The 19,872-nt window shown below is 63.3% G+C and carries 21 protein-coding genes; 6 read left to right on the top strand and 15 right to left on the bottom strand.

Annotation, left to right across the window (positions count from 1 at the left end):
- Positions 1–11: 11 nt before the first annotated feature.
- The 8 genes from ACLRDN_RS03495 to ACLRDN_RS03460 form a co-directional block, all read right to left on the bottom strand.
- A complete protein-coding gene (locus tag ACLRDN_RS03495) occupies positions 12–1,217 on the bottom strand; it encodes a 5-(carboxyamino)imidazole ribonucleotide synthase (protein ID WP_413458984.1) in 1,206 nt (401 codons plus the stop codon).
- Complete coding sequence (purE, locus tag ACLRDN_RS03490; protein ID WP_034331809.1) at positions 1,214–1,711, bottom strand: 5-(carboxyamino)imidazole ribonucleotide mutase; 498 nt, start codon at positions 1,709–1,711, stop codon at positions 1,214–1,216. Before purE ends, ACLRDN_RS03495 begins: the two co-directional genes overlap by 4 nt.
- A 12-nt stretch (positions 1,712–1,723) precedes the next feature.
- Entirely contained in the window at positions 1,724–2,620 is an 897-nt protein-coding gene (locus tag ACLRDN_RS03485) for a phosphoribosylaminoimidazolesuccinocarboxamide synthase (protein ID WP_413458983.1), read from the bottom strand.
- A 102-nt stretch (positions 2,621–2,722) separates the two neighbouring features.
- The gene (gene fba / locus ACLRDN_RS03480; protein WP_006461735.1) at positions 2,723–3,787 is read right to left on the bottom strand and encodes a class II fructose-bisphosphate aldolase; all 1,065 of its coding nucleotides are present in this window, start codon (positions 3,785–3,787) and stop codon (positions 2,723–2,725) included.
- A 26-nt stretch (positions 3,788–3,813) separates the two neighbouring features.
- Positions 3,814–5,247 carry a pyruvate kinase gene (gene pyk / locus ACLRDN_RS03475; protein ID WP_034331813.1) on the bottom strand — a complete coding sequence of 478 codons (1,434 nt, stop codon included), beginning with the start codon at positions 5,245–5,247 and terminating at the stop codon, positions 3,814–3,816.
- Positions 5,248–5,436: 189 nt separating this feature from the next.
- A complete protein-coding gene (locus ACLRDN_RS03470; protein ID WP_134221377.1) occupies positions 5,437–6,627 on the bottom strand; it encodes a phosphoglycerate kinase in 1,191 nt (396 codons plus the stop codon).
- Positions 6,628–6,749: 122 nt separating this feature from the next.
- Positions 6,750–7,073: an AzlD domain-containing protein gene (locus ACLRDN_RS03465; protein WP_039789151.1), complete on the bottom strand. Its 324-nt coding sequence runs from the start codon at positions 7,071–7,073 to the stop codon at positions 6,750–6,752.
- On the bottom strand, positions 7,070–7,870 hold the full coding sequence (locus ACLRDN_RS03460) for an AzlC family ABC transporter permease (protein ID WP_413458982.1): 801 nt from the start codon (positions 7,868–7,870) through the stop codon (positions 7,070–7,072). The genes ACLRDN_RS03465 and ACLRDN_RS03460 overlap by 4 nt, the downstream gene beginning before the upstream one ends.
- 210 nt (positions 7,871–8,080) lie before the next feature.
- Between ACLRDN_RS03460 and ACLRDN_RS03455 the strand changes: the two genes are divergently transcribed.
- The 5 genes from ACLRDN_RS03455 (at position 8,081) to ACLRDN_RS03435 (ending at position 11,422) form a co-directional block, all read left to right on the top strand.
- A complete protein-coding gene (locus ACLRDN_RS03455; protein ID WP_402708912.1) occupies positions 8,081–9,001 on the top strand; it encodes a branched-chain amino acid transaminase in 921 nt (306 codons plus the stop codon).
- A 67-nt stretch (positions 9,002–9,068) separates the two neighbouring features.
- Positions 9,069–9,269, top strand: a complete 201-nt coding sequence (locus tag ACLRDN_RS03450; protein WP_413458981.1) for a zinc-finger domain-containing protein — start codon at positions 9,069–9,071, stop codon at positions 9,267–9,269.
- 68 nt (positions 9,270–9,337) lie between these two features.
- The gene (locus tag ACLRDN_RS03445) at positions 9,338–9,772 is read left to right on the top strand and encodes a YybH family protein (RefSeq protein ID WP_121043029.1); all 435 of its coding nucleotides are present in this window, start codon (positions 9,338–9,340) and stop codon (positions 9,770–9,772) included.
- A gap of 59 nt (positions 9,773–9,831) precedes the next feature.
- The gene (locus ACLRDN_RS03440) at positions 9,832–10,824 is read left to right on the top strand and encodes a YheT family hydrolase (protein ID WP_039789159.1); all 993 of its coding nucleotides are present in this window, start codon (positions 9,832–9,834) and stop codon (positions 10,822–10,824) included.
- Complete coding sequence (locus tag ACLRDN_RS03435) at positions 10,817–11,422, top strand: DUF2946 family protein (RefSeq protein ID WP_413458980.1); 606 nt, start codon at positions 10,817–10,819, stop codon at positions 11,420–11,422. Before ACLRDN_RS03440 ends, ACLRDN_RS03435 begins: the two co-directional genes overlap by 8 nt.
- Positions 11,423–11,440: 18 nt before the next feature.
- On the opposite strand, the gene ACLRDN_RS03430 is transcribed toward ACLRDN_RS03435, so the two are convergent.
- Entirely contained in the window at positions 11,441–12,985 is a 1,545-nt protein-coding gene (locus ACLRDN_RS03430; RefSeq protein WP_413458979.1) for a M48 family metalloprotease, read from the bottom strand.
- A gap of 147 nt (positions 12,986–13,132) precedes the next feature.
- Here ACLRDN_RS03430 and moaC point away from each other — a divergent pair, with 147 nt between their 5' ends.
- Positions 13,133–13,639: a cyclic pyranopterin monophosphate synthase MoaC gene (gene moaC, locus ACLRDN_RS03425; RefSeq protein ID WP_039789163.1), complete on the top strand. Its 507-nt coding sequence runs from the start codon at positions 13,133–13,135 to the stop codon at positions 13,637–13,639.
- A gap of 112 nt (positions 13,640–13,751) precedes the next feature.
- On the opposite strand, the gene ACLRDN_RS03420 is transcribed toward moaC, so the two are convergent.
- The 6 genes from ACLRDN_RS03420 to recA form a co-directional block, all read right to left on the bottom strand.
- Complete coding sequence (locus ACLRDN_RS03420) at positions 13,752–14,258, bottom strand: pilin (RefSeq protein ID WP_413458978.1); 507 nt, start codon at positions 14,256–14,258, stop codon at positions 13,752–13,754.
- Between the two features lie 202 nt (positions 14,259–14,460).
- Positions 14,461–15,195 (bottom strand): TerC family protein, encoded by a 735-nt coding sequence (locus ACLRDN_RS03415; protein WP_413458977.1) that lies wholly within the window; start codon positions 15,193–15,195, stop codon positions 14,461–14,463.
- A gap of 178 nt (positions 15,196–15,373) precedes the next feature.
- A complete protein-coding gene (sucD, locus tag ACLRDN_RS03410) occupies positions 15,374–16,255 on the bottom strand; it encodes a succinate--CoA ligase subunit alpha (RefSeq protein WP_013232695.1) in 882 nt (293 codons plus the stop codon).
- Positions 16,256–16,354: 99 nt separating this feature from the next.
- A complete protein-coding gene (gene sucC / locus ACLRDN_RS03405; RefSeq protein WP_034341272.1) occupies positions 16,355–17,515 on the bottom strand; it encodes an ADP-forming succinate--CoA ligase subunit beta in 1,161 nt (386 codons plus the stop codon).
- Between the two features lie 523 nt (positions 17,516–18,038).
- The gene (gene recX, locus ACLRDN_RS03400; protein ID WP_413460337.1) at positions 18,039–18,503 is read right to left on the bottom strand and encodes a recombination regulator RecX; all 465 of its coding nucleotides are present in this window, start codon (positions 18,501–18,503) and stop codon (positions 18,039–18,041) included.
- Positions 18,504–18,652: 149 nt separating this feature from the next.
- Positions 18,653–19,702: a recombinase RecA gene (recA, locus tag ACLRDN_RS03395; protein WP_413458976.1), complete on the bottom strand. Its 1,050-nt coding sequence runs from the start codon at positions 19,700–19,702 to the stop codon at positions 18,653–18,655.
- Between the last annotated feature and the right edge of the window lie 170 nt (positions 19,703–19,872).

Raw genomic sequence — 19,872 nt, 5'->3', positions numbered from 1 at the left:
ACCCGCCTCGCTTACAGCGTGATGCCGAGGATGGCGCAGGCGGCCGCCAGCTGTCGCTGTGCATCGGCCAGCGTGGCGCCGGTGAAGGTGACATGACCCATCTTGCGGCCACGGCGTGCTTCCGCCTTGCCGTACAGGTGCAGGTGCGCACCGGGCAGTGCCAGCACCTGATCCCAGGCCGGTTCGCGCTGGGCGTCCGTGTCATCCTCGTACCAGACATCGCCGAGAATGTTCAACATCACCGAAGGCGAATGCTGGCGCGTATCGCCCAGCGGCAGGCGCGCCATGGCGCGGGCTTGCTGTTCGAACTGGCTGGTGACGCAGGCATCGATGGTGTAATGGCCGCTGTTGTGCGGGCGCGGCGCCATCTCGTTGACCACCAGCGCGCCATCGTCCAGCACGAAGAATTCGATGCAGAGCACACCGACGTACTGCATCGCGCCGATGATCTGCAAGGCCGCCTGCTGCGCACGCGCAGCAGCATCGGCCTTGATGTTGGGACCGGGCACGGTGGTGGTAAAGAGAATGCCGTCACGATGCACGTTCTCGGCAATCGGATAGACCACGGCCTGGCCGTCATGGCCACGCGCCACCAGCACCGAGACTTCATAGGCCAGCGGCAGCATCTTTTCCAGCACGCAGGTCACGCCCTTCATGGAAGCGAACGCGGCGCGCACTTCGTCGATGGTGCGCACGCGTACCTGGCCCTTGCCGTCGTAACCCATGCGGGCCGTCTTGAGGATGCCCGGCAGCAGGTTGGCATCGAGGCCATCGATATCAGCCTCGCTGTTGATCACCAGGTGCGGGGCCGGCAGCACGCCGGACTGCGATCCGCATTCGGTGAAGAAGGCTTTCTCGGCAGTGCGGTCCTGCGCAATCGAGACGCCGGAAGCCGCCGGTGCCACGAAGGTCTGTGCCGCCAGCGTGGCCAGGCTCTTGGCCGAGACGTTCTCGAACTCGGTCGTGATGGCCGCACACAGCGCCCCCAGTTCGGCCAGCGCCGCACCATCGTCGTAGGCGGCGTTGATGAGGCGGTCCGCCACCTGCCCGGCCGGGCAGTCGGCATCGGCTTCCAGCACGGCGACCTTGAAGCCCATGCTCTGCGCCGCGTGGGCGAACATGCGGCCGAGCTGGCCGCCGCCCATCACGCCCAGCCAGGTGGCCGGAGTGGTCGAGGGAACGGCGGGACGAAGGGTGGAGGCGGACTGCTGGGTCATACAGGCAACTTCATGTCGAGGGCGACTTGCGTCTGGGTCTTGCGGAAGGCTTCCAGCTTTTCAGCCAGGGCCGCGTCAGTGGTGGCCAGCATGGCGATGGCCGACAGCGCCGCATTGGCGGCACCGGCTTCACCGATGGCGTAGGTGGCCACCGGAATGCCCTTGGGCATCTGCACGATGGAGAGCAGCGAATCCTCGCCACGCAGGTACTTCGAAGGCACCGGCACACCCAGCACCGGGACGATGGTCTTGGCAGCGATCATGCCCGGCAGGTGCGCGGCACCGCCGGCACCGGCGATGATGGCGCGCAGGCCGCGCGTGCGGGCGCTCTCGGCGTAGGCGAACATCTGGTCCGGCATGCGGTGCGCGGAGATCACCTGGGCTTCGAAGGGCACGCCAAAGTCCTTGAGGATGGCGACCGCATTCTGCATCACCTCCCAGTCGGAGGACGAACCCATGACTACGCCGATCAACGGTTTGACAGTATCGTTCATGTCCGGTCCTCGTCAGTCCTTGAGCTTCTCGCCGGTCAGGCGTTCCAGCGCCTCGCGGTACTTGGCGCCGGTCTTTTCGATCACCTCGGCCGGAAGCGCCGGTGCAGGCGGGGTCTTCTGCCAGCCCTCGACGGTTTCCAGGTAGTCGCGCACGAACTGCTTGTCGAAGGACGGCGGCGAGATGCCGACCTGGTAGCTGTCCGCCGGCCAGAAGCGCGAGGAGTCTGCAGTCAGCACTTCATCCATCAGGTGCAGCACGCCGTTGTCATCCAGGCCGAATTCGAACTTGGTGTCGGCGATGATGATGCCGCGCGTAGCCGCGTAGTCAGCGGCTTCCTTGTAGAGCTGGATGGCGACGTCGCGGATCTTGTGCGCCAGTTCGGTGCCGATGCGCTTTTCGGTTTCTTCGAAGCTGATGTTTTCGTCGTGTTCGCCCAGGTCGGCCTTGGCGGCCGGGGTGAAGATCGGCTGTTCCAGCTTGGAAGCCTGCTGCAAGCCGGCTGGCAGCTGGATGCCGCAGATCGCGCCGGTGGCCTGGTAATCCTTCCAGCCGGAACCGATGATGTAGCCGCGCACGACGGCTTCCACCAGGATGGGTTTCAAGCGCTTGGCCACCACGGCGCGTCCGCGCACCTGCTCCACTTCGGCCGGGCTCACCACGGACTCGGGATCGACGCCGGTGAGGTGATTGGGCACGATGTGGCCCAGCTTCTCGAACCAGAAATCGCTCATCTGGTTCAGAACCTTGCCCTTGCCGGGAATCGGTTCGTTCATGATGACATCGAACGCCGAGAGGCGATCAGTGGTCACGATCAACAGCTTGTCGTCGCCGACGGCGTAGTTTTCGCGGACCTTGCCTGTGCCCAGCAGCGGCAGGGAAGTGATCGAGGATTTGTAGAGACTGCTCATGGTGGTCTTCTCGTAAAGTCAAAAACCGGAACCGCCATTTTCAGGGCGATTCCGGTCGGTGGGGCCTTGCGTCCGGCGTAGGCCGTTCAGCGGCTTGCGTGCTTACTGGACGATCTGCGCCAGTTCGCCGCTCTTGTACTTCTCGGCGATCTTTTCCAGCGAGACCGGCTTGATCTTGCCCGCCTGGCCTTCGCAGCCGAAGGACAGGAAACGTGCCTTGCAGACCAGCTTGGCGGCTTCGCGGGCAGGCTTCAGGTAGTCGCGCGGGTCGAACTTGGACGGGTTCTCGAACAGGTAGCGGCGGATCGCGCCGGTCATGGCCAGACGGATGTCGGTGTCGATGTTGATCTTGCGCACGCCGTGCTTGATGCCTTCCTGGATTTCTTCGACCGGCACGCCGTAGGTTTCCTTCATGTCACCGCCGAATTCGCGGATCTCGGCCAGCAGTTCCTGCGGCACCGACGAAGAACCGTGCATCACCAGGTGGGTGTTGGGGATGCGGGCGTGGATTTCCTTGATACGATCGATGGCCAGGATGTCGCCGGTGGGCTTGCGCGAGAACTTGTAGGCACCGTGCGAAGTACCGATGGCAATGGCCAGCGCGTCGCACTGGGTGGCCTTGACGAAGTCGGCCGCCTGGTTCACGTCGGTGAGCAGCTGTTCACGGGTCATGGTGCCGTCAGCGCCGTGGCCGTCTTCCTTGTCGCCCTTCATGGTTTCCAGCGAACCCAGCACGCCCAGTTCAGCTTCGACCGTCACGCCGATGGCGTGCGAGAACTCGACCACCTTGCGCGAGACTTCGACGTTGTACTCGTAGCTGGCCACGGTCTTGCCGTCGGCTTCCAGCGAGCCATCCATCATCACGGAAGAGAAACCGGACTTGATGGCCGCCATGCAGACCGCCGGCGACTGGCCGTGATCCTGGTGCATCACCACGGGGATGTGCGGATAGGCTTCCACGGCCGCCGAGATCAGGTGGCGCAGGAAGGCTTCACCCGCGTACTTGCGGGCACCGGCGGAGGCTTGCATGATCACGGGCGCGCCGACTTCATTGGCGGCTTCCATGATGGCAGTGACCTGCTCCAGGTTGTTGACGTTGAACGCCGGCAGGCCGTAACCGTTTTCGGCGGCATGGTCCAGCAGTTGACGCATGGATACGAGAGGCATGATGAAAACTCCAGAACGATGAAAAATCAGTACTCGCCAACGCGCAGGATCTTCAGCGCATTGGTGCCGCCGACCTGGCCGATGGGCTCGCCCCAGGTCACGACGATCAGGTCACCCTTCTGCACCACGCCTTGCGCCAGCAGCAGATCCTGGGCGCCCTTCAACATGGCTTCGGTGTCGGGCGCCTGGGCCAGTTCCAGCGTATGCACGTTGCGGAACAGCGAAGCCTTGCGGCGCGTGGCGACATTGGGGGTGATCGCAAAGATCGGGATATCGATGTTGTGACGGCTCATCCACAGTGCCGTCGAACCGGATTCGGTGAGCGCGGCGATGGCCTTCACGCGCAGGTGGTGCGCGGTAAAGAGCGCGCCATAGGCGATGGACTGGTCCACGCGGGTAAAGCGCAGGTTCAGGAAATCGGCGTCCAGCTGCACGTTCTCGGAGCGCTCCGCTTCCAGGCAGATGGCCGACATGGCTTCCACGGTTTCCACCGGATACTTGCCGGAGGCGGTCTCGGCCGAGGTCATCACGGCATCGGTGCCATCCAGCACGGCGTTGGCCACGTCCGAGACTTCGGCGCGGGTCGGCACGGCGTTGACGATCATGGACTCCATCATCTGGGTCGCGGTGATGGTCAGCTTGTTGGAGGCGCGCGCCATCTTGATCATGCGCTTCTGCAAACCCGGCACGGCGGCATTGCCCACTTCCACGGCCAGGTCGCCACGGGCCACCATGATGCCATCGGAGGCATCCAGGATTTCCTGCAGCAGGGGGATGGCTTCGGCGCGCTCGATCTTGGCGATCATCATCGGCTTGTGGCCGAAGGGCTCACCGGCAACGTTGGACAACTGGCGCGCCATTTCCATGTCGGTGGCGTTCTTGGGGAAGGACACGGCCACGTAATCGGCCTGGAAGCTCATGGCGGTCTTGATGTCGTCCATGTCCTTGGCGGTCAGCGCCGGTGCAGACAGGCCGCCGCCCTGGCGATTGATGCCCTTGTTGTTGGACAGCTCGCCACCGATCTTGACCACGGTGTGGATCTCGTTGCCCATCACGCGTTCGACCTTCAGCACGATCAGGCCATCGTTCAACAGCAGCACGTCGTTGCCCTTCAGGTCACGCGGCAATGCCTTGTAGTCCAGGCCCACCCGTTCCTGGTTGCCCATCTGGCAATCGGAATCGAGGATGAACTTGTCGCCGTTGGCCAGCATGATCTTGCCATTCTCGAACTTGCCCACGCGGATCTTGGGACCTTGCAGGTCGGCCATGATGGCGACCTTCTTGCCGCATTCGTCGGCCACTTCGCGCACCAGGGTGGCGCGGTCGATGTGGTCCTGCGGCTTGCCGTGCGAGAAATTGAGACGCACGACGTCAACGCCGGCGCGGATCATGCGGGTCAAAGTGTCACGGTCGCTGGAAGCGGGACCGATGGTGGCGACGATTTTTGTTGCTCTGGACATGAATACCTTCTGGTTGCGACTTGGTGATAGAAGCCCGCTGCCCGGCCCGATGCAGGGCCGATCAGGCGGAGAGCTTCCGCCCCGAACGCGCGTCTCGGACGCGTTCATCATTGGTGGTGCTACAGACTCAGAATTCGGATGGGACAACCGTGCGCTGCGCCCGGCAACAGGGCGCAGCGCCGGTGAAGCTTACTGCGCGCGTTGCAGCAGGATCTCGACAGCCGGCAGGGTCTTGCCTTCCAGGAATTCCAGGAAAGCGCCACCACCGGTGGAGATGTAGCCGACCTTGTCGGCAATGTTGTACTTGGCAATGGCGGCCAGGGTATCGCCGCCACCGGCGATCGAGAAGCCGGACGATGCCGCGATGGCCTTGGCCAGGGTTTCGGTGCCACGGCCGAACTGGTCGAACTCGAACACGCCCACCGGGCCGTTCCAGACGATGGTGCCGGCGCGGCCCAGCTGTTCAGCCAGGACGGCAGCGGTCTGGGGACCGATGTCGAAGATCATGTCGTCGTCGGCCACATCAGCAGCCGCCTTCACGGTGGCTGCAGCGGTCGGGGAGAATTCCTTGCCCACCACCACGTCCGTGGGAATGGGCACCGAAGCGCCGCGCTTGGCCATCAGTTCGATGATGGCCTTGGCGTCCTCCACCAGGTCCGGCTCGGCCAGGGACTTGCCGATCTTCAGGCCGGCCGCCAGCATGAAGGTATTGGCGATGCCGCCACCGACGATGAGGTTGTCGACCTTCTCGGCCAGGGTCTTCAGGATGGTCAGCTTGGTCGAGACCTTGGAACCGGCCACGATGGCCACCAGCGGACGGGCCGGCTGGTTCAATGCCTTGCCCAGCGCATCCAGCTCGGCGGCCAGCAGCGGGCCGGCACAGGCCACGGGGGCAAACTTGGCCACGCCGTAGGTGGTGGCTTCGGCGCGGTGGGCGGTACCGAAGGCGTCATTGACGTAGATATCGCAGAGCTTGGCGATCTTTTGCGCCAGCTCGTCGCTGTTCTTCTTTTCGCCCTTGTTCAGACGGCAATTTTCCAGCAGCACGACCTGGCCGGGCTGCACGTCCACGCCATCGACCCAGTCGGCGACCAGCTTGACTTCACTTCCCAGCAGCTCGGAGAGGCGCTTGGCCACCGGGGCCAGCGAATCTTCGGGCTTGAACTCGCCTTCGGTCGGACGGCCCAGGTGGGAGGTCACCATCACTGCAGCGCCTGCCTGCTGGGCATCGCGAATGGCCGGGACCGAAGCGCGGATGCGGGTATCTTCGGTGATGTTGCCGGCGTCATCCTGCGGGACGTTCAGATCGGCACGGATGAAGACGCGTTTGCCTTGCAATTGCTTGGCAGAAATCAAATCGCTCAGTCGGTTGAATTTCATAGGGTGGAATTCGAAGAAGGGGGCGAAAAACGCCGTATTTTACTCCAGCCTGACCCGCTCCTGACGGCTTTTTGGCAGCCTCAACAACATCCGGAGCGCATCCTGGCGCTCTGCGCGAAACTTCATAGCAACCAGCGCAGCAGTGTAAAGAGTGACATTCCTGCCACAATAGTTCCCAGAAGATGACGCGTTGCCGCAAAGAAAACGCCGGCACCGATGCCAGCCAGCAACTTCGGATTGGCCAGGCTCATCTCGATGGCCCCGCCCGAGGTCACCAGATCCGGGAAGATGATGGCCGCCATGGCAGCGGCCGGCGCATAGCTCAAGGCGTGCTTGACGCGTGGCGGCAGCTTGACCGCATGGCCGAACAGGAAGAAGCCGCTGCGGGTCACCACCGTGGAGATGGTCAGCAGCACGATGGCGCCCCAGACATACCAGTCGCTCATGCTGCCGCCTCCGCATCGCCGTCATCGCCGCTGCCGGGCAACAGCTTGTCGGCCAGCATCGCCGCCGCCATGCCCAATACCATGGCCAGCAGCAGGCCCAGCCGGTAGGGCAGCTCCAGTGCCAGCACCGCCACCGTGCCCGACACCACTACGCCGGCCAGGGCCGGCAGGCTGCTGGTCATGGGAATCATCACGGCGATCAGGGCCAGGGTGCCGGCAAAGCCGATATTCCAGCTTTCCGGAATCTGGCTGCCGAGGAGGATGCCGATGGTCGCGCCGAGCTGCCAAGCAACCCAACCCGGATAACAGATCGCTGCAAAATAACCGATCTTGCCGGCAGGTTGATGAAAAGTAGAGGGAGGATAGCGCTGCGGAAAGAAGGCCATCGAAATATCGCCGTTGAAGAAGCCATACCAGACCCGGCGATACCAGGGCAGATGCTCGAAATGCGGTGCCACGGCCGCCGAGAAGATCACGAAGCGCAGGTTGACGATCATGGCCGTGAAGAACACCACCAGCAGCGGCACTCCGGCCGCCAGCAGAGGCAGCGCCGCGAACTGGGCCGACCCGGCATAGACCAGCAAGCTCATGCCCAGCGACTGGTAGATCGTCAGCCCCGACTTGACCATGGCCATGCCCGAGACCATGCCCCAGGCCAGCACGGCGGGAATGGTCGAGGCACTGGCGCGCCAGCCTTCCTGGAAGGCTTCCTTCTCGATGCGGCGGGCGGCGTCAGGGTCGTGCGCGGGGAGATTGCTCCCGGCCCCTGATCGGTCCTCGCCTGTCTCCTTCTGCATTGTTCTTCCGTGGCGATTGAAGAAGCGGCCGGCCGCAAAGGGTCGGCGCGCGTGATGTTGTATGCATTTTCACTCAGTCTTTTCATTCTACAGATGAAAGTTTTTACTCGCGTGAATCCGCTAAAATGGTGCTCTTTGTTCAGTTCGATTTGTCAGAACGGAACAATCCATTTCGGGAAGTTTGCATTCACCGCACACAGGGAGACCACCATGTCCATGGCTGACCGCGACGGCAAGATCTGGAAGGACGGCGCGCTGATCGATTGGCGAGACGCCACCATTCACGTACTGACCCACACCCTGCACTACGGCATGGGTGTCTTCGAAGGCGTGCGCGCCTACAAGACCGCGGAAGGCACGGCCATTTTCCGCCTGAAGGAACATACCCAGCGCCTGTTCAATTCGGCCAAGATCTTCCAGATGGAAGTGCCGTTCGACCAGGCCACCCTGGCCGAGGCGCAGTGCCAGGTGGTGCGCGAGAACAAGCTGGAATCTTGCTACATCCGCCCGCTGATCTGGATCGGCTCGGAGAAGCTGGGCGTGTCCGCCAAGGGCAACCAGATCCACGTGGCCATTGCAGCCTGGCCGTGGGGGGCCTACCTGGGCGAGGACGGCATCAACAAGGGCATCCGTGTGAAGACCTCTTCCTTCACCCGCCACCACGTCAACGTCTCGCTGGTGCGCGCCAAGGCCAGCGGCTACTACATCAATTCCATCCTGGCCAACCAGGAAGCGCTGGCCGATGGCTACGATGAAGCCCTGCTGCTGGACACCGAGGGCTATGTCTCCGAAGGCTCGGGTGAAAATGTCTTCATCGTCAAGAACGGCAAGATCTATACTCCCGACCTGGCCTCCTGCCTGGATGGCATTACCCGCGACGCCGTGCTGACCATGGCGCGCGACCTGGGCATCGAGGTCATCGAAAAACGCATCACCCGCGACGAGATGTATTGCGCCGATGAAGCTTTCTTCACCGGCACCGCCGCCGAGGTCACGCCGATCCGCGAACTGGATCGCCGCGTCATCGGCAACGGCGGCCGCGGCCCCATCACCGAGAAGCTGCAGACGCTGTTCTTCGACGTGGTCTCGGGGCGGGCACCGCAGTACAAGCACTGGCTCACGCTGGTGTGAGGCGCGGGCGGATCAGCGCAGATTTTTACGTATCAACTTCAGTCAATTGCAAGCAACGGAGAACAAGATGAGCCAAGCTCAAGCATCGCAGGGCGTGATCCTGCTCGAAGGCCGGGATCTGCCAGCCCACTGCCCCAACCCCAGCATGTCGGCCTGGAACTCGCACCCGCGCGTGTTCCTGGAACTGGACGCGCACGGCGCGGCCAAATGTCCGTACTGCGGTACCCAGTACCAGTTGAAACCCGGTACCGTGGTCAAAGGCCATTAACATCAAGATTTCGCACCAGACACGAGAGGGCCCACAAGGCCCTCTTTTCATCTGATCCGGAGATTGTCATGCCCCGCAACAAACTGATCCATGGTTCGCCCGATGAAATCGAAGCTGCCTACTACGACGCCCTGGCCCGTGCCGACCTGGACGCGCTGATGGACCTGTGGGCCGATGATGAGGAAATCGTCTGCATCCACCCCGGCGCACAACGCCTGGTCGGCCACGCAGACATCCGCGCCGTATGGGAAGACATCCTCTCCAACGGCGGCCTGCACATCCGCCCGCGCCAGTTGCACGCCACCCAGAACATGATGACCGCCGTGCACAGCGTGGTGGAAGACATCGACCACGGCGGCGACCCGCAGCAGGATGTACACGTCATCGCCACCAACGTCTACCTCAAGACCGCCCTGGGCTGGCGCATGGTGATGCACCACGCCTCGGTGGCGCCCGGCGCGGCACCGGTGGAACCGGTGATCAGCGGGGCCATGCTGCATTGACGGCGGCCTGATTTATCCACAGGCGCTTAGCGCCATCCGATTCCGAGCAAGGCTGCATCATGCTTTACGTCCCGCCCCGCTGGCTTCCCGGCGGCCATCTCCAGACCATTTATCCGTCCACCTTCCTGCCCAAGCCGAAGGTGGCGTTCCGGCGCGAGCGCTGGGAAGCGCCCGATGGCGACTTCATCGACATCGATTTCGTCGACGGCCAGCCGGGACGGCCGCTGCTGGTGCTGTTCCACGGGCTGGAAGGCTCGTCCGACAGCCATTACAGCCGCGCGCTCATGGCCGAGGTGCAGCGGCGTGGCTGGCACGGGGCGATTCCGCATTTTCGCGGCTGCTCGGGAGAGATCAACCTGGCGCCACGCTTCTATCACTCGGGCGATACCGCCGAGCTGGACTGGATCATCCGCCGCCTCAAGCTGCGCCAGCAAGACCTGGCGGCCACGCACCTGTATGCCTGCGGCGTCTCGCTGGGTGCCAATGCCCTGCTGCGCTGGCTGGGCGAATCCCAGCACGAGGCCGAGATCGTCGACGCCGCCTGCGCGGTGTCGGCCCCGCTGGACCTGGCGGGGGGCGGTGCGGCGCTGGCCAGCGGCTTCAACCGGCTCTACACCTGGGTCTTCCTGCGCACCATGCGGCCCAAGTGCCTGGCCAAGCTGGACCAGTTCCCGGGCCTGTTCGACCGCGAGGCCCTGCTGTCAGCGCGCGATCTCTACGCCTTCGACAACGTGGTCACCGCCCCCCTGCACGGCTATCGCAATACCGACGACTACTGGGACCGCGCCAGCGCCAAGCACATCCTGCACGACATCAGCGTGCCCACGCTGGTATTGAATGCGCAGAACGATCCCTTCCTGCCGGCGCGCCACCTGCCGCGCTCGGCGGCACCGGAAGTGGTGCTGGAATATCCCGAACAGGGCGGCCATGTGGGCTTTGCCGCAGGCGGGCCGCCGGGCAGCCTGGCGTGGCTGCCGCAGCGGCTGCTGCATTTCCTGGAAGGTAAAGCGGAAAGCGCCTTCGTGGCCCGCGCGGAGTTGGCCCATGGATGAGATCGTCCGCCAGGCCATGGCCCGCTGGCCCAACGTGCCGTACTGCTTCGGCTGGCTACGGCTGGATGCGCGCGGCCAATGGCGCATGCGCGACGAACGGGCACAGCAACTGGAACTGCCGGGGGACCCCATCCGCCACCCTGCCCTGCTGGCCTTCATCGACCGCAACTATGCCTGCGACGAGACGGGCCGCTGGTATTTCCAGAACGGGCCGCAGCGGGTGTATGTGGATCTGGAGTGGGTGCCGCATATCCTGCGGACCCAGCCGGGCGCGGATGCGCTTGTTCCCTCCCTCGTCCTGCATACCCAGGCCACGGTGGAGCATCTCGATGCCGCCTGGATGGACGAGAGCGGGCGACTCTACCTGCAAAGCGGCGAGATCGTTGCCGGTGTCGATGACCGCGATCTGGCCACCCTGCTGCCCTGCCTGCATCACGCCGGGCAGGCCGATGAAGAGGCCCTGCTGCGCTGGCTGGAGGGTGCGGCCGATTTGGCGCTGAGCTTCACCTGGAACGGGCAGGACCTGCCGCTGCAGCGCATCGCCAGCGATCAACTGGAACAATCTTTCAGATTCGTCTGCAGCCCCCGTCCCGCCTGACTTTCCGGCGGGCAGAGGTCAGCGGTCCTTGAGCTCCTTCTGCTCATCCTTCCAGCGCGCCTTCCATTCGCGCTCGCGCGCGTCGATCTGCGACTGGTCGTAGAAGGTCGCATCCGGCGCCTTGCGGGCAATGCCCAACTGATCGATGGCGGCCAGCAGGCTGCCGTTGAGTGCATAGGATTCGGCCAGCGCCAGATGCTGCAGGGCCTGCTTGCCCTGGGCCGCGTAGACCTTGGCCAGCAGCTGCTGCACCTGGGCATCCGAGCGATAGAGCTGTGCCTGGTCGCGCAGGTAAGCCGTGGCCTGGTCGTAGCGGTTGGCAGCGATCAGGGCATCGGCGTACTGGCGCGCGACACTGCGCGAGATGGGGAACTGCTGGCGCATGCCCTCGGCCACCTGTAGCGCCTGCTGGGCCTGCTTGCGGGCGATCTTGATGTCGATGTCGAGGCTGCCGAAGAAGATGCCGGTCTTCATCGGGATGGCCGCTTCCTGGGCCTCCTTGAGCGCGGCCTCGGCCTGCTCGAAGCGGTTCTGGCGGTAGTAGGCAAACGCCAGGCCATACTTGGCAGCGGCCGTCATCAGCTTGGTATTGTTTTTGGCCTGGTCGGAAAACTTGGCCACGTTCTCGCGCAGGCCCTGCACGCTGTCATTCTGCAAGACCTGGGTGCGCGCACGCGCGAGCTGGAATTCCGGGTTGTCCACGCGCTGCTTGTAGCGCTGGTCGCGGATGCGCGCCTGGATGTCGGCGATACGCTCGGTGGTCAGCGGGTGCGTCATCAGGTAGGGCGGCACGGCATCGCTGTAGTTGCGCGAGGCCGTCTGCAAGCGGCCGAAGAAGGTCACCATGCCCGACGGATCGAAGCCGCCATCACGCATGATCTGCAGGCCGATGCGGTCGGCTTCGCGTTCGGCATCGCGGCTGAAATTGAGCTGGCGCTGCACCGCCAGCCCGGTGCCGCCCATCATGGTGGCCATGGCAGCATCGCCCCCGGCCTTGGAAACGCCGGCCAGCGCCCCCAGCACGATGGCCGCCAGCTGGATCATGGAATTCTGCTTCTGCTGGCCCAGCATGCGGGCGATGTGGCGCTGCGCCACGTGGCCGATTTCGTGCGACATCACGCCGGCCAGTTCGGATTCGGACTGTGCCGCCAGCACCAAGCCGCTGTTGACCCCGATGAACCCGCCCGGCAGCGCGAAGGCGTTGAGCATGGGATCGCGCACCATGAAGAACTGGAAATCGAAGCCGGCCTCACCGCGCACCTCAGGGTGGATGGAGACCAGGTTCTGGCCGAAATTGTTGAGGTATTCCGAGATCGGGCCATCGTCGACATAATCGCGGTCGGTGCGGATGTCGCGCATGATTTCCTCGCCCAGCTTGCGCTCCATGACCGGCGAGAGGCCTTCGCGCTCGGTATCGCCCAGGGTCGGCAGGCCTTGCGCCACGCCGGGATGCGGCAACAGCGTCAAGGGGGCTGCCGGCAGCAGCAGGAAGGTGGCGCTGAGCGCACGCAGGAGCAGGCGGCGCAGGGGGCGGCGGGAAAGTTCAGGAACGGTTCGTTGCATGGACCCAGTCATCGATGGCAGACACATGGTGAAAGCAAGACAGCGGCGGCGGTGCAGGCAGTGCACAGTGCGGCGCTGGCGGCAAGCCGCAGGCTGCCTGCTATGATACCCGCTCCTTTCCCTTCATTTCATCATCAGCGAACCAGCATGAGCACATCCGGCGACTCCGCGCCCAACGGCGGCCTCACCCATTTCGACCAGGGCGGACAAGCGCACATGGTCGATGTCGGCGCCAAGAACGAGACCCATCGCGTGGCGCTGGCCACCGGCGTGATCCGCATGCAGCCGGCCACACTGGCCATCATCGAATCGGGCACGGCCAAGAAGGGCGATGTGCTGGGCATCGCCCGCATCGCCGCCATCATGGCGGCCAAGCGCACGGGCGACCTGATTCCGTTGTGCCATCCGCTGGCCCTGACGCATGTGTCGGTGGAGTTCGAGACCGATGCGGCCAGTTCTTCCGTGCGCTGTACCGCGCGGGTGGAAACTTTCGGCAAGACCGGGGTGGAGATGGAAGCGCTGACGGCCGTGCAGGTCGGGCTGCTGACGGTCTACGACATGAGCAAGGCGGTCGACAAGACCATGGTCATGACCGATATCTGCGTGACCGAAAAGCGCGGGGGCAAGAGCGATATCAGCATGGCGCGCCCTTGAGGCAGGAAGCTGCGGCAAATTTGCTGTGGATAAGTTAAATGAACCAATGAACCAATGAAAAACGCGCCCGAGGGCGCGTTTTTTTCATACTGCATCCTGCTACAAGCGCAGATCAGCCGCGGCAGTTGGCCGGTGCAAACTTGGCCGGCAGCGTACCGGCGACGAAGCCGGTATTGGCGGTAGCGCCTTCGGGCGTGGCGGCCTGCTTCACATCCTTGGCCGCGCATTGCCACTGGATGGTGCCGGAGGTGATGGTGGGGGTCAGCGTGAGCGTGCCGCCGTCGCCCACACGCGGGCTGTAAGTGATGGTGATGACACCGCCCACGCCGCGCTTTTCCATCGGCGAGACTTCGATCTTGCTGACGTTGTCGGTCGGAGTGAAGGCCGGCAGGCCCAGTTGCGCCACAGTGAAGACGCCGTTGTTGGAGCTGATCTGCTCGGTCACGGCCAGCTTGTAGGGCTCGGCCAGGTTGAAGCCTTCCGAGACGCGCGCGCGGGCGATGTAGTCCTGGTATTGCGAGGCGCCCAGCATCGCAAGAATGCCGATGATGGCCAGCGTGACCATCAGTTCGAGCAGGGTGAAGCCTTGTTGTGGGCGACGGGTGACGACGGGTTTCATGGGATCCTCGTAAAAATGAAAAGGGCGTTGCCAGTATCGGCAGCGCCGGTCATGCGTACCAGCGAAAAAATTGCAAAGCTATCAGGTTTGTCGTGCTGCGGCGCTGACCTGGCTCAAGCACGGCCGGGTATCGGGCGCGGCGGCACCGGTTCTGGTCTGCAGCGTGTCGGCCATCCCCATGGCCTGCACGCGCCTTTGCCGCTCAGCCGGCCGTTTTCTGGCGCTCCTGCTTCCGGCGCTTGAGCGTAAGACCGGTCAGCACCACACCAAGCGCACCGACCAGGCCGGGCAGGCTCAGGTGCACCGCAGCACCAGGCAACACGAATTCGGTGTCGCCAATGAAGCCCTCGATCCAGCCCTGTACCGCGACATCGCTGAAGATCATGCCACCGGCGATGTAGCCCAGCAAGGCCGCGCCCAGCGTGACGATGACCGGGAATTTTTCCATCAGCTTCAACACCAGGGTACTGCCCCAGACGATGATGGGGATGCTGACCACGATGCCGAACACCACCAGCAGCAGCTGGTGCTCTCCGGCCGCTTGCTCGGCGGCGCTGGCAATGGCGATCACGTTGTCCAGGCTCATCACCAGGTCCGCCACGATCACGGTCTTGACGGCACCCCACAGGCGGTCGCTGCCGTTGATGTCGGTGTGCTCATCGTCTTCGTTGAGCAGCTTGATCCCAATCCAGAGCAAGAGGATGCCGCCGATCAGCTTCAGGAAAGGCAACTGCAGCATCGTCACGGCAAAGGCGATCAGGGCGATGCGGATGCCGATCGCACCGACGGTGCCCCAGACGATGCCCTTCATGCGCAGCTTGTCGGGCAGGTTGCGGCAGGCCAGGGCAATGACGATGGCGTTGTCGCCACCGAGCAGGATATCGATCAGGATGATCTGCGCCACGGCGACCCAGTTCAGGTTGGCCAGGAATTCCATGCATGTCCTCTTGGAAAAACAGCGCCTCGGATCGGGCGCATGGCTGAAAGACCGCGTTGTGCGCGGTTAGTGCCTCCCCTCGGGATGGCTTGCCAAAAATGACATGGGGAGCCGGAGCTCCCCATGCTGGTCTTGCGGGTACTGCTTTACTGCTGTGGCTGGTTCAGCCCAAGATCAATTACAGCACCGACTTCAGCAGACGGCCCATTTCGGACGGGTTGCGGGTGACCTTGATGCCGCACTCTTCCATGATGGCCAGCTTGGCTTCGGCGGTGTCAGCACCACCGGAGATCAGGGCACCTGCGTGGCCCATGCGCTTGCCCGGGGGCGCGGTCACGCCGGCGATGAAGCCAACCACCGGCTTCTTCATGTTGTCCTTGATCCAACGTGCAGCGTTGGCTTCGTCAGGACCACCGATTTCACCGATCATGATGACGGCGTCGGTGTCCGGATCGTCGTTGAAGGCCTTCATGACGTCGATGTGCTTCAGACCGTTGATCGGGTCGCCACCGATACCGACGGCGGAGGACTGGCCCAGGCCCAGGGCGGTCAGCTGGCCCACGGCTTCATAGGTCAGGGTGCCCGAGCGGGAAACCACGCCGATGCGGCCCTTCTTGTGGATGTGGCCGGGCATGATGCCGATCTTGATTTCGTCCGGGGTGATCAGGCCGGGGCAGTTCGGGCCCAGCAGCAGGGTCTTGGAACCGGCCTTGGCCATGCGGTCCTTCAGGGCCAGCATGTCGCGCACGGGGATGCCTTCGGTGATGCAGATGGCCAGGTCCAGCTCGGCTTCGACGGCTTCCCAGATGGCAGCAGCAGCGCCGGCGGGCGGCACGTAGATCACGGAGACGGTGGCGCCGGTGGCGTTCTTGGCTTCGGTGACGTTGGCATAGATGGGGATGCCTTCGAAGTCTTCACCGGCCTTCTTCGGGTTCACGCCTGCGACGAAGGCATTCTTGCCATTCGCGTAGTCGCGGCACATGCGGGTGTGGAACTGGCCGGTCTTGCCGGTGATACCTTGGGTGATGACCTTGGTGTCTTTGTTGATGAGGATCGACATTTCTCTTCCTTGACTGTGATGCCTGCGCCGCGGGAGGCGCCTGGCTGCAATGGCTTGCAGCCGGCGGCTCGCGCCGCGCAGGCTTGCGTGTTGGGTTACTTACTTGGCAGCTGCCACGACCTTTTGGGCGGCTTCTTCCATGGAATCGGCCGAGATGATCGGCAGACCGGAATCGGCCAACAGCTTCTTGCCCAGGTCTTCGTTGGTGCCCTTCATGCGGACCACCAGGGGCACCTTCAGCGAGACGGCCTTGGAAGCCGCGATCACGCCTTCGGCGATCACGTCACAGCGCATGATGCCGCCGAAGATGTTGACCAGGATGGCCTTCAGTTCGGGGTTCTTCAGCATGATCTTGAAGGCTTCGGTGACCTTCTCGGTGGTAGCACCGCCGCCCACGTCCAGGAAGTTGGCCGGCTCGCCGCCGAACAGCTTGATGGTGTCCATGGTGGCCATGGCCAGGCCGGCACCGTTGACCAGACAGCCGATGTTGCCGTCCAGGGAGATGTAGGCCAGGTCGAACTTGGAAGCTTCGACTTCAGCCGGATCTTCTTCATCCAGGTCGCGGTAGGCGACGATTTCCGGATGACGGAACAGGGCGTTGGAGTCGAAGTTGAACTTGGCGTCCAGGGCGATGACCTTGCCGTCGCCGGTCAGGATCAGGGGGTTGATTTCAGCCAGGGAAGCGTCGGTTTCCCAGTAAGCCTTGTACAGGCCTTGCAGGTTCTGGCGAGCGGCCGGGATCGATTCGGCGGGCACGCCGATCTTGGCAGCCACGTCGTCGGCTTGGGCGTCGGTCAGGCCATCGATCGGGTCGATGATGACGTTGTGGATCTTTTCCGGGTTGCTGTGGGCCACTTCTTCGATGTCCATGCCGCCTTCGCTGGAGGCCATCAGCACGACCTTTTGCGAGACGCGGTCGGTGACCAGGGAAACGTACAGTTCCTTCTTGATGTCCGCGCCTTCTTCGATCAGCAGGCGACGCACCTTCTGGCCTTCAGCGCCGGTCTGGTGGGTGATCAGTTGCATGCCCATGATCTGGTTGGCGTATTCCTTGACCTGCTCGATGGACTTGGCCACCTTCACGCCACCGCCCTTGCCGCGGCCGCCTGCATGGATCTGGGCCTTGACGACCCACACCGGGCCGCCGAGCTTCTGCGCAGCCGCTTCGACTTCGTCGACCGACATGCAAGGAATGCCGCGCGGCACGGTTACGCCGAACTGGCGCAGGATTTCTTTACCCTGATACTCATGGATTTTCATGGGAGCTTCCCTTTAGACACTGAATGAATGAAACTTGCCGGATTGAAATTCGGTAGCCGGCATCGAGCCGGCCGACCAGAAAGCAGACTGCAACCCGCAGGCGGGGGTCGCATCCGTTGCCGGATGGAGTCGGGCGCAGGCGTGAGCTGCGCGGGTTGCGAGTGAATTCGTCGAATTGGGCATATGCATGCCGTCTGCTTTAGTTGGTCTGATAGTCGAAACGCGCCAGCTTGCGCCGAAGCGTTCGCATTATCCATTCCTGCTCCTGACGTGGGCCTTGCACCGATGCGCCGTTTTAACAAACCGGCAACACGCGATATCTCCTCAGGCTTGCGCGCCGCAGCAAAAACTTCCGAATTTTAGCACACGACAACCGCCCTGTCGGCCGGTAGCGCTAACACGGGACGCAATGCGCCGGAATTACCATCGGGCAGGACAAGTCCACACGCTGGCGCGCGGTTTTCGGGGGAAAAGCGAGAAAAATGTGCTTGGCCGGGGCGGCCGTACAGGGTGCGACGGGGTTTCAGGCGGACTCTTCGTCGTCGGCCCAGGCCGTCTGGAAGGCTTCGCGGATGCTGCGATGGGAAAAACCGCGCTGCTGGAGGAAGCGCATCTGCTTGGCGCGGGTCTCGGCGTCGGGCGGTGGGGCGCTGTACTTGCGGCGCAGCACCTGGGCGGCACGTTCGCCCTCCCCGGCGGCCAGATCGGCCTTCAGTTCGGCGATGGCTTCACCTTCAATGCCGTGACCGTGAAGTTCGGAGATGATGCGCTGATTGCCGTAACGCGCCGCGCGACGATGCACGAGCGATTCGGAAAAACGTTCCTGGGAAAGAAAACGGGACTGCTCCAGCCATTGCAGGAGCGCGTCGATGTCATCGCCCTCTTGCGCGTAAGGGGCAAGCTTACGCGCAAGTTCCTGGCGACTATGCTCACGTGAAGAGAGATATTTGAGCGCCCGTGCTTTCAGGCTGATCGGGGGTCTTGGCATGTTGCGAACTTGCTGTACTGCGGTATTGCCTCCCTCTGAGACCGCCAACACAGCACGGCACCAGCGGGATAAACAAGCCACCATCACGACCTCCAGGGCTCAGGCAAACCCTGTGGCCGCGATGGCGCTTGAATCCTTTATGCGCGGACTCAGGAAGCCTTGGCTTCGGCTTCGCCACCGGCCAGTTCCGGCACGCCCAGGGCGACGCGGACCTTGTTCTCGATCTCGCGGGCCAGTTCCGGATGTTCCTTCAGATAGTTACGGGCATTGTCCTTGCCCTGGCCGATGCGCTCGCCGTTGTAGCTGTACCAGGCGCCGGACTTCTCGACCACCTTGTGTTCCGAACCCAGGTCCAGGATCTCGCCTTCGCGGGAAGTACCTTCGCCATACAGGATGTCGAAGTGGGCTTCGCGGAACGGGGGCGCAACCTTGTTCTTGACGACCTTGACCTTGGTTTCGCTGCCGATGACTTCGTCACCCGACTTGATCGAACCAGTACGGCGGATGTCCAGGCGCACGGAAGCATAGAACTTCAGTGCGTTACCGCCGGTGGTGGTTTCCGGGTTGCCGAACATGACACCGATCTTCATACGGATCTGGTTGATGAAGATCACGGTGGTGTTGGTGCGGTTGATGCTGCCGGTCAGCTTGCGCAGCGCCTGCGACATCAGGCGGGCTTGCAGGCCGGGCAGGGAATCGCCCATGTCGCCTTCGATTTCAGCCTTGGGGGTCAGCGCGGCCACGGAGTCGACCACGATCAGGTCCACCGCACCGGAGCGCACCAGAGCGTCGCAGATTTCGAGGGCTTGTTCGCCGGTGTCGGGCTGCGAGATCAGCAGGTCGTTCAGGTTCACGCCCAGCTTTTGCGCATAGGTGACGTCCAGCGCGTGCTCGGCGTCGATGAAGGCGCAGGTGCCGCCCAGCTTCTGCATTTCGGCGATCGCCTGCAGGGTCAGGGTGGTTTTGCCCGAGGATTCCGGACCGTAGATTTCGATGACGCGGCCACGCGGCAGGCCGCCGATGCCCAAGGCGATGTCCAGGCCCAGGGAGCCGGTGGACACCGCCTGAATTTCCTCAGCGACCACGCCATCTTCCATGCGCATCACCGAGCCCTTGCCAAACTGCTTTTCAATCTGTGCCAACGCGGCGGCCAGCGCCTTGCTCTTTTCAGAGTTGTTCGCAGCTTTTTTGTCGTCCATAAATCTCTCTCGGCAAAATGTCGTGAAGACGGGTGTCAGGGGGAGTCTTGCTGATGTTGCTTGAATGTTGCTTGAATGTTGCTTGGATCTTGCTCGCGGTGGCTGGCCATCGCTGGCAGGCCGCGGGTGTTGCCCGGGGGCAGTGGATGACCGCCCCGATAGAGCGATAC

Source organism: Herbaspirillum huttiense (genome assembly GCF_047300815.1).
Classification (GTDB): domain Bacteria; phylum Pseudomonadota; class Gammaproteobacteria; order Burkholderiales; family Burkholderiaceae_D; genus Herbaspirillum; species Herbaspirillum huttiense_A.
Note: the sequence above shows the minus strand (reverse complement) of the source record. Positions and strands in the feature narration are given on the sequence as shown.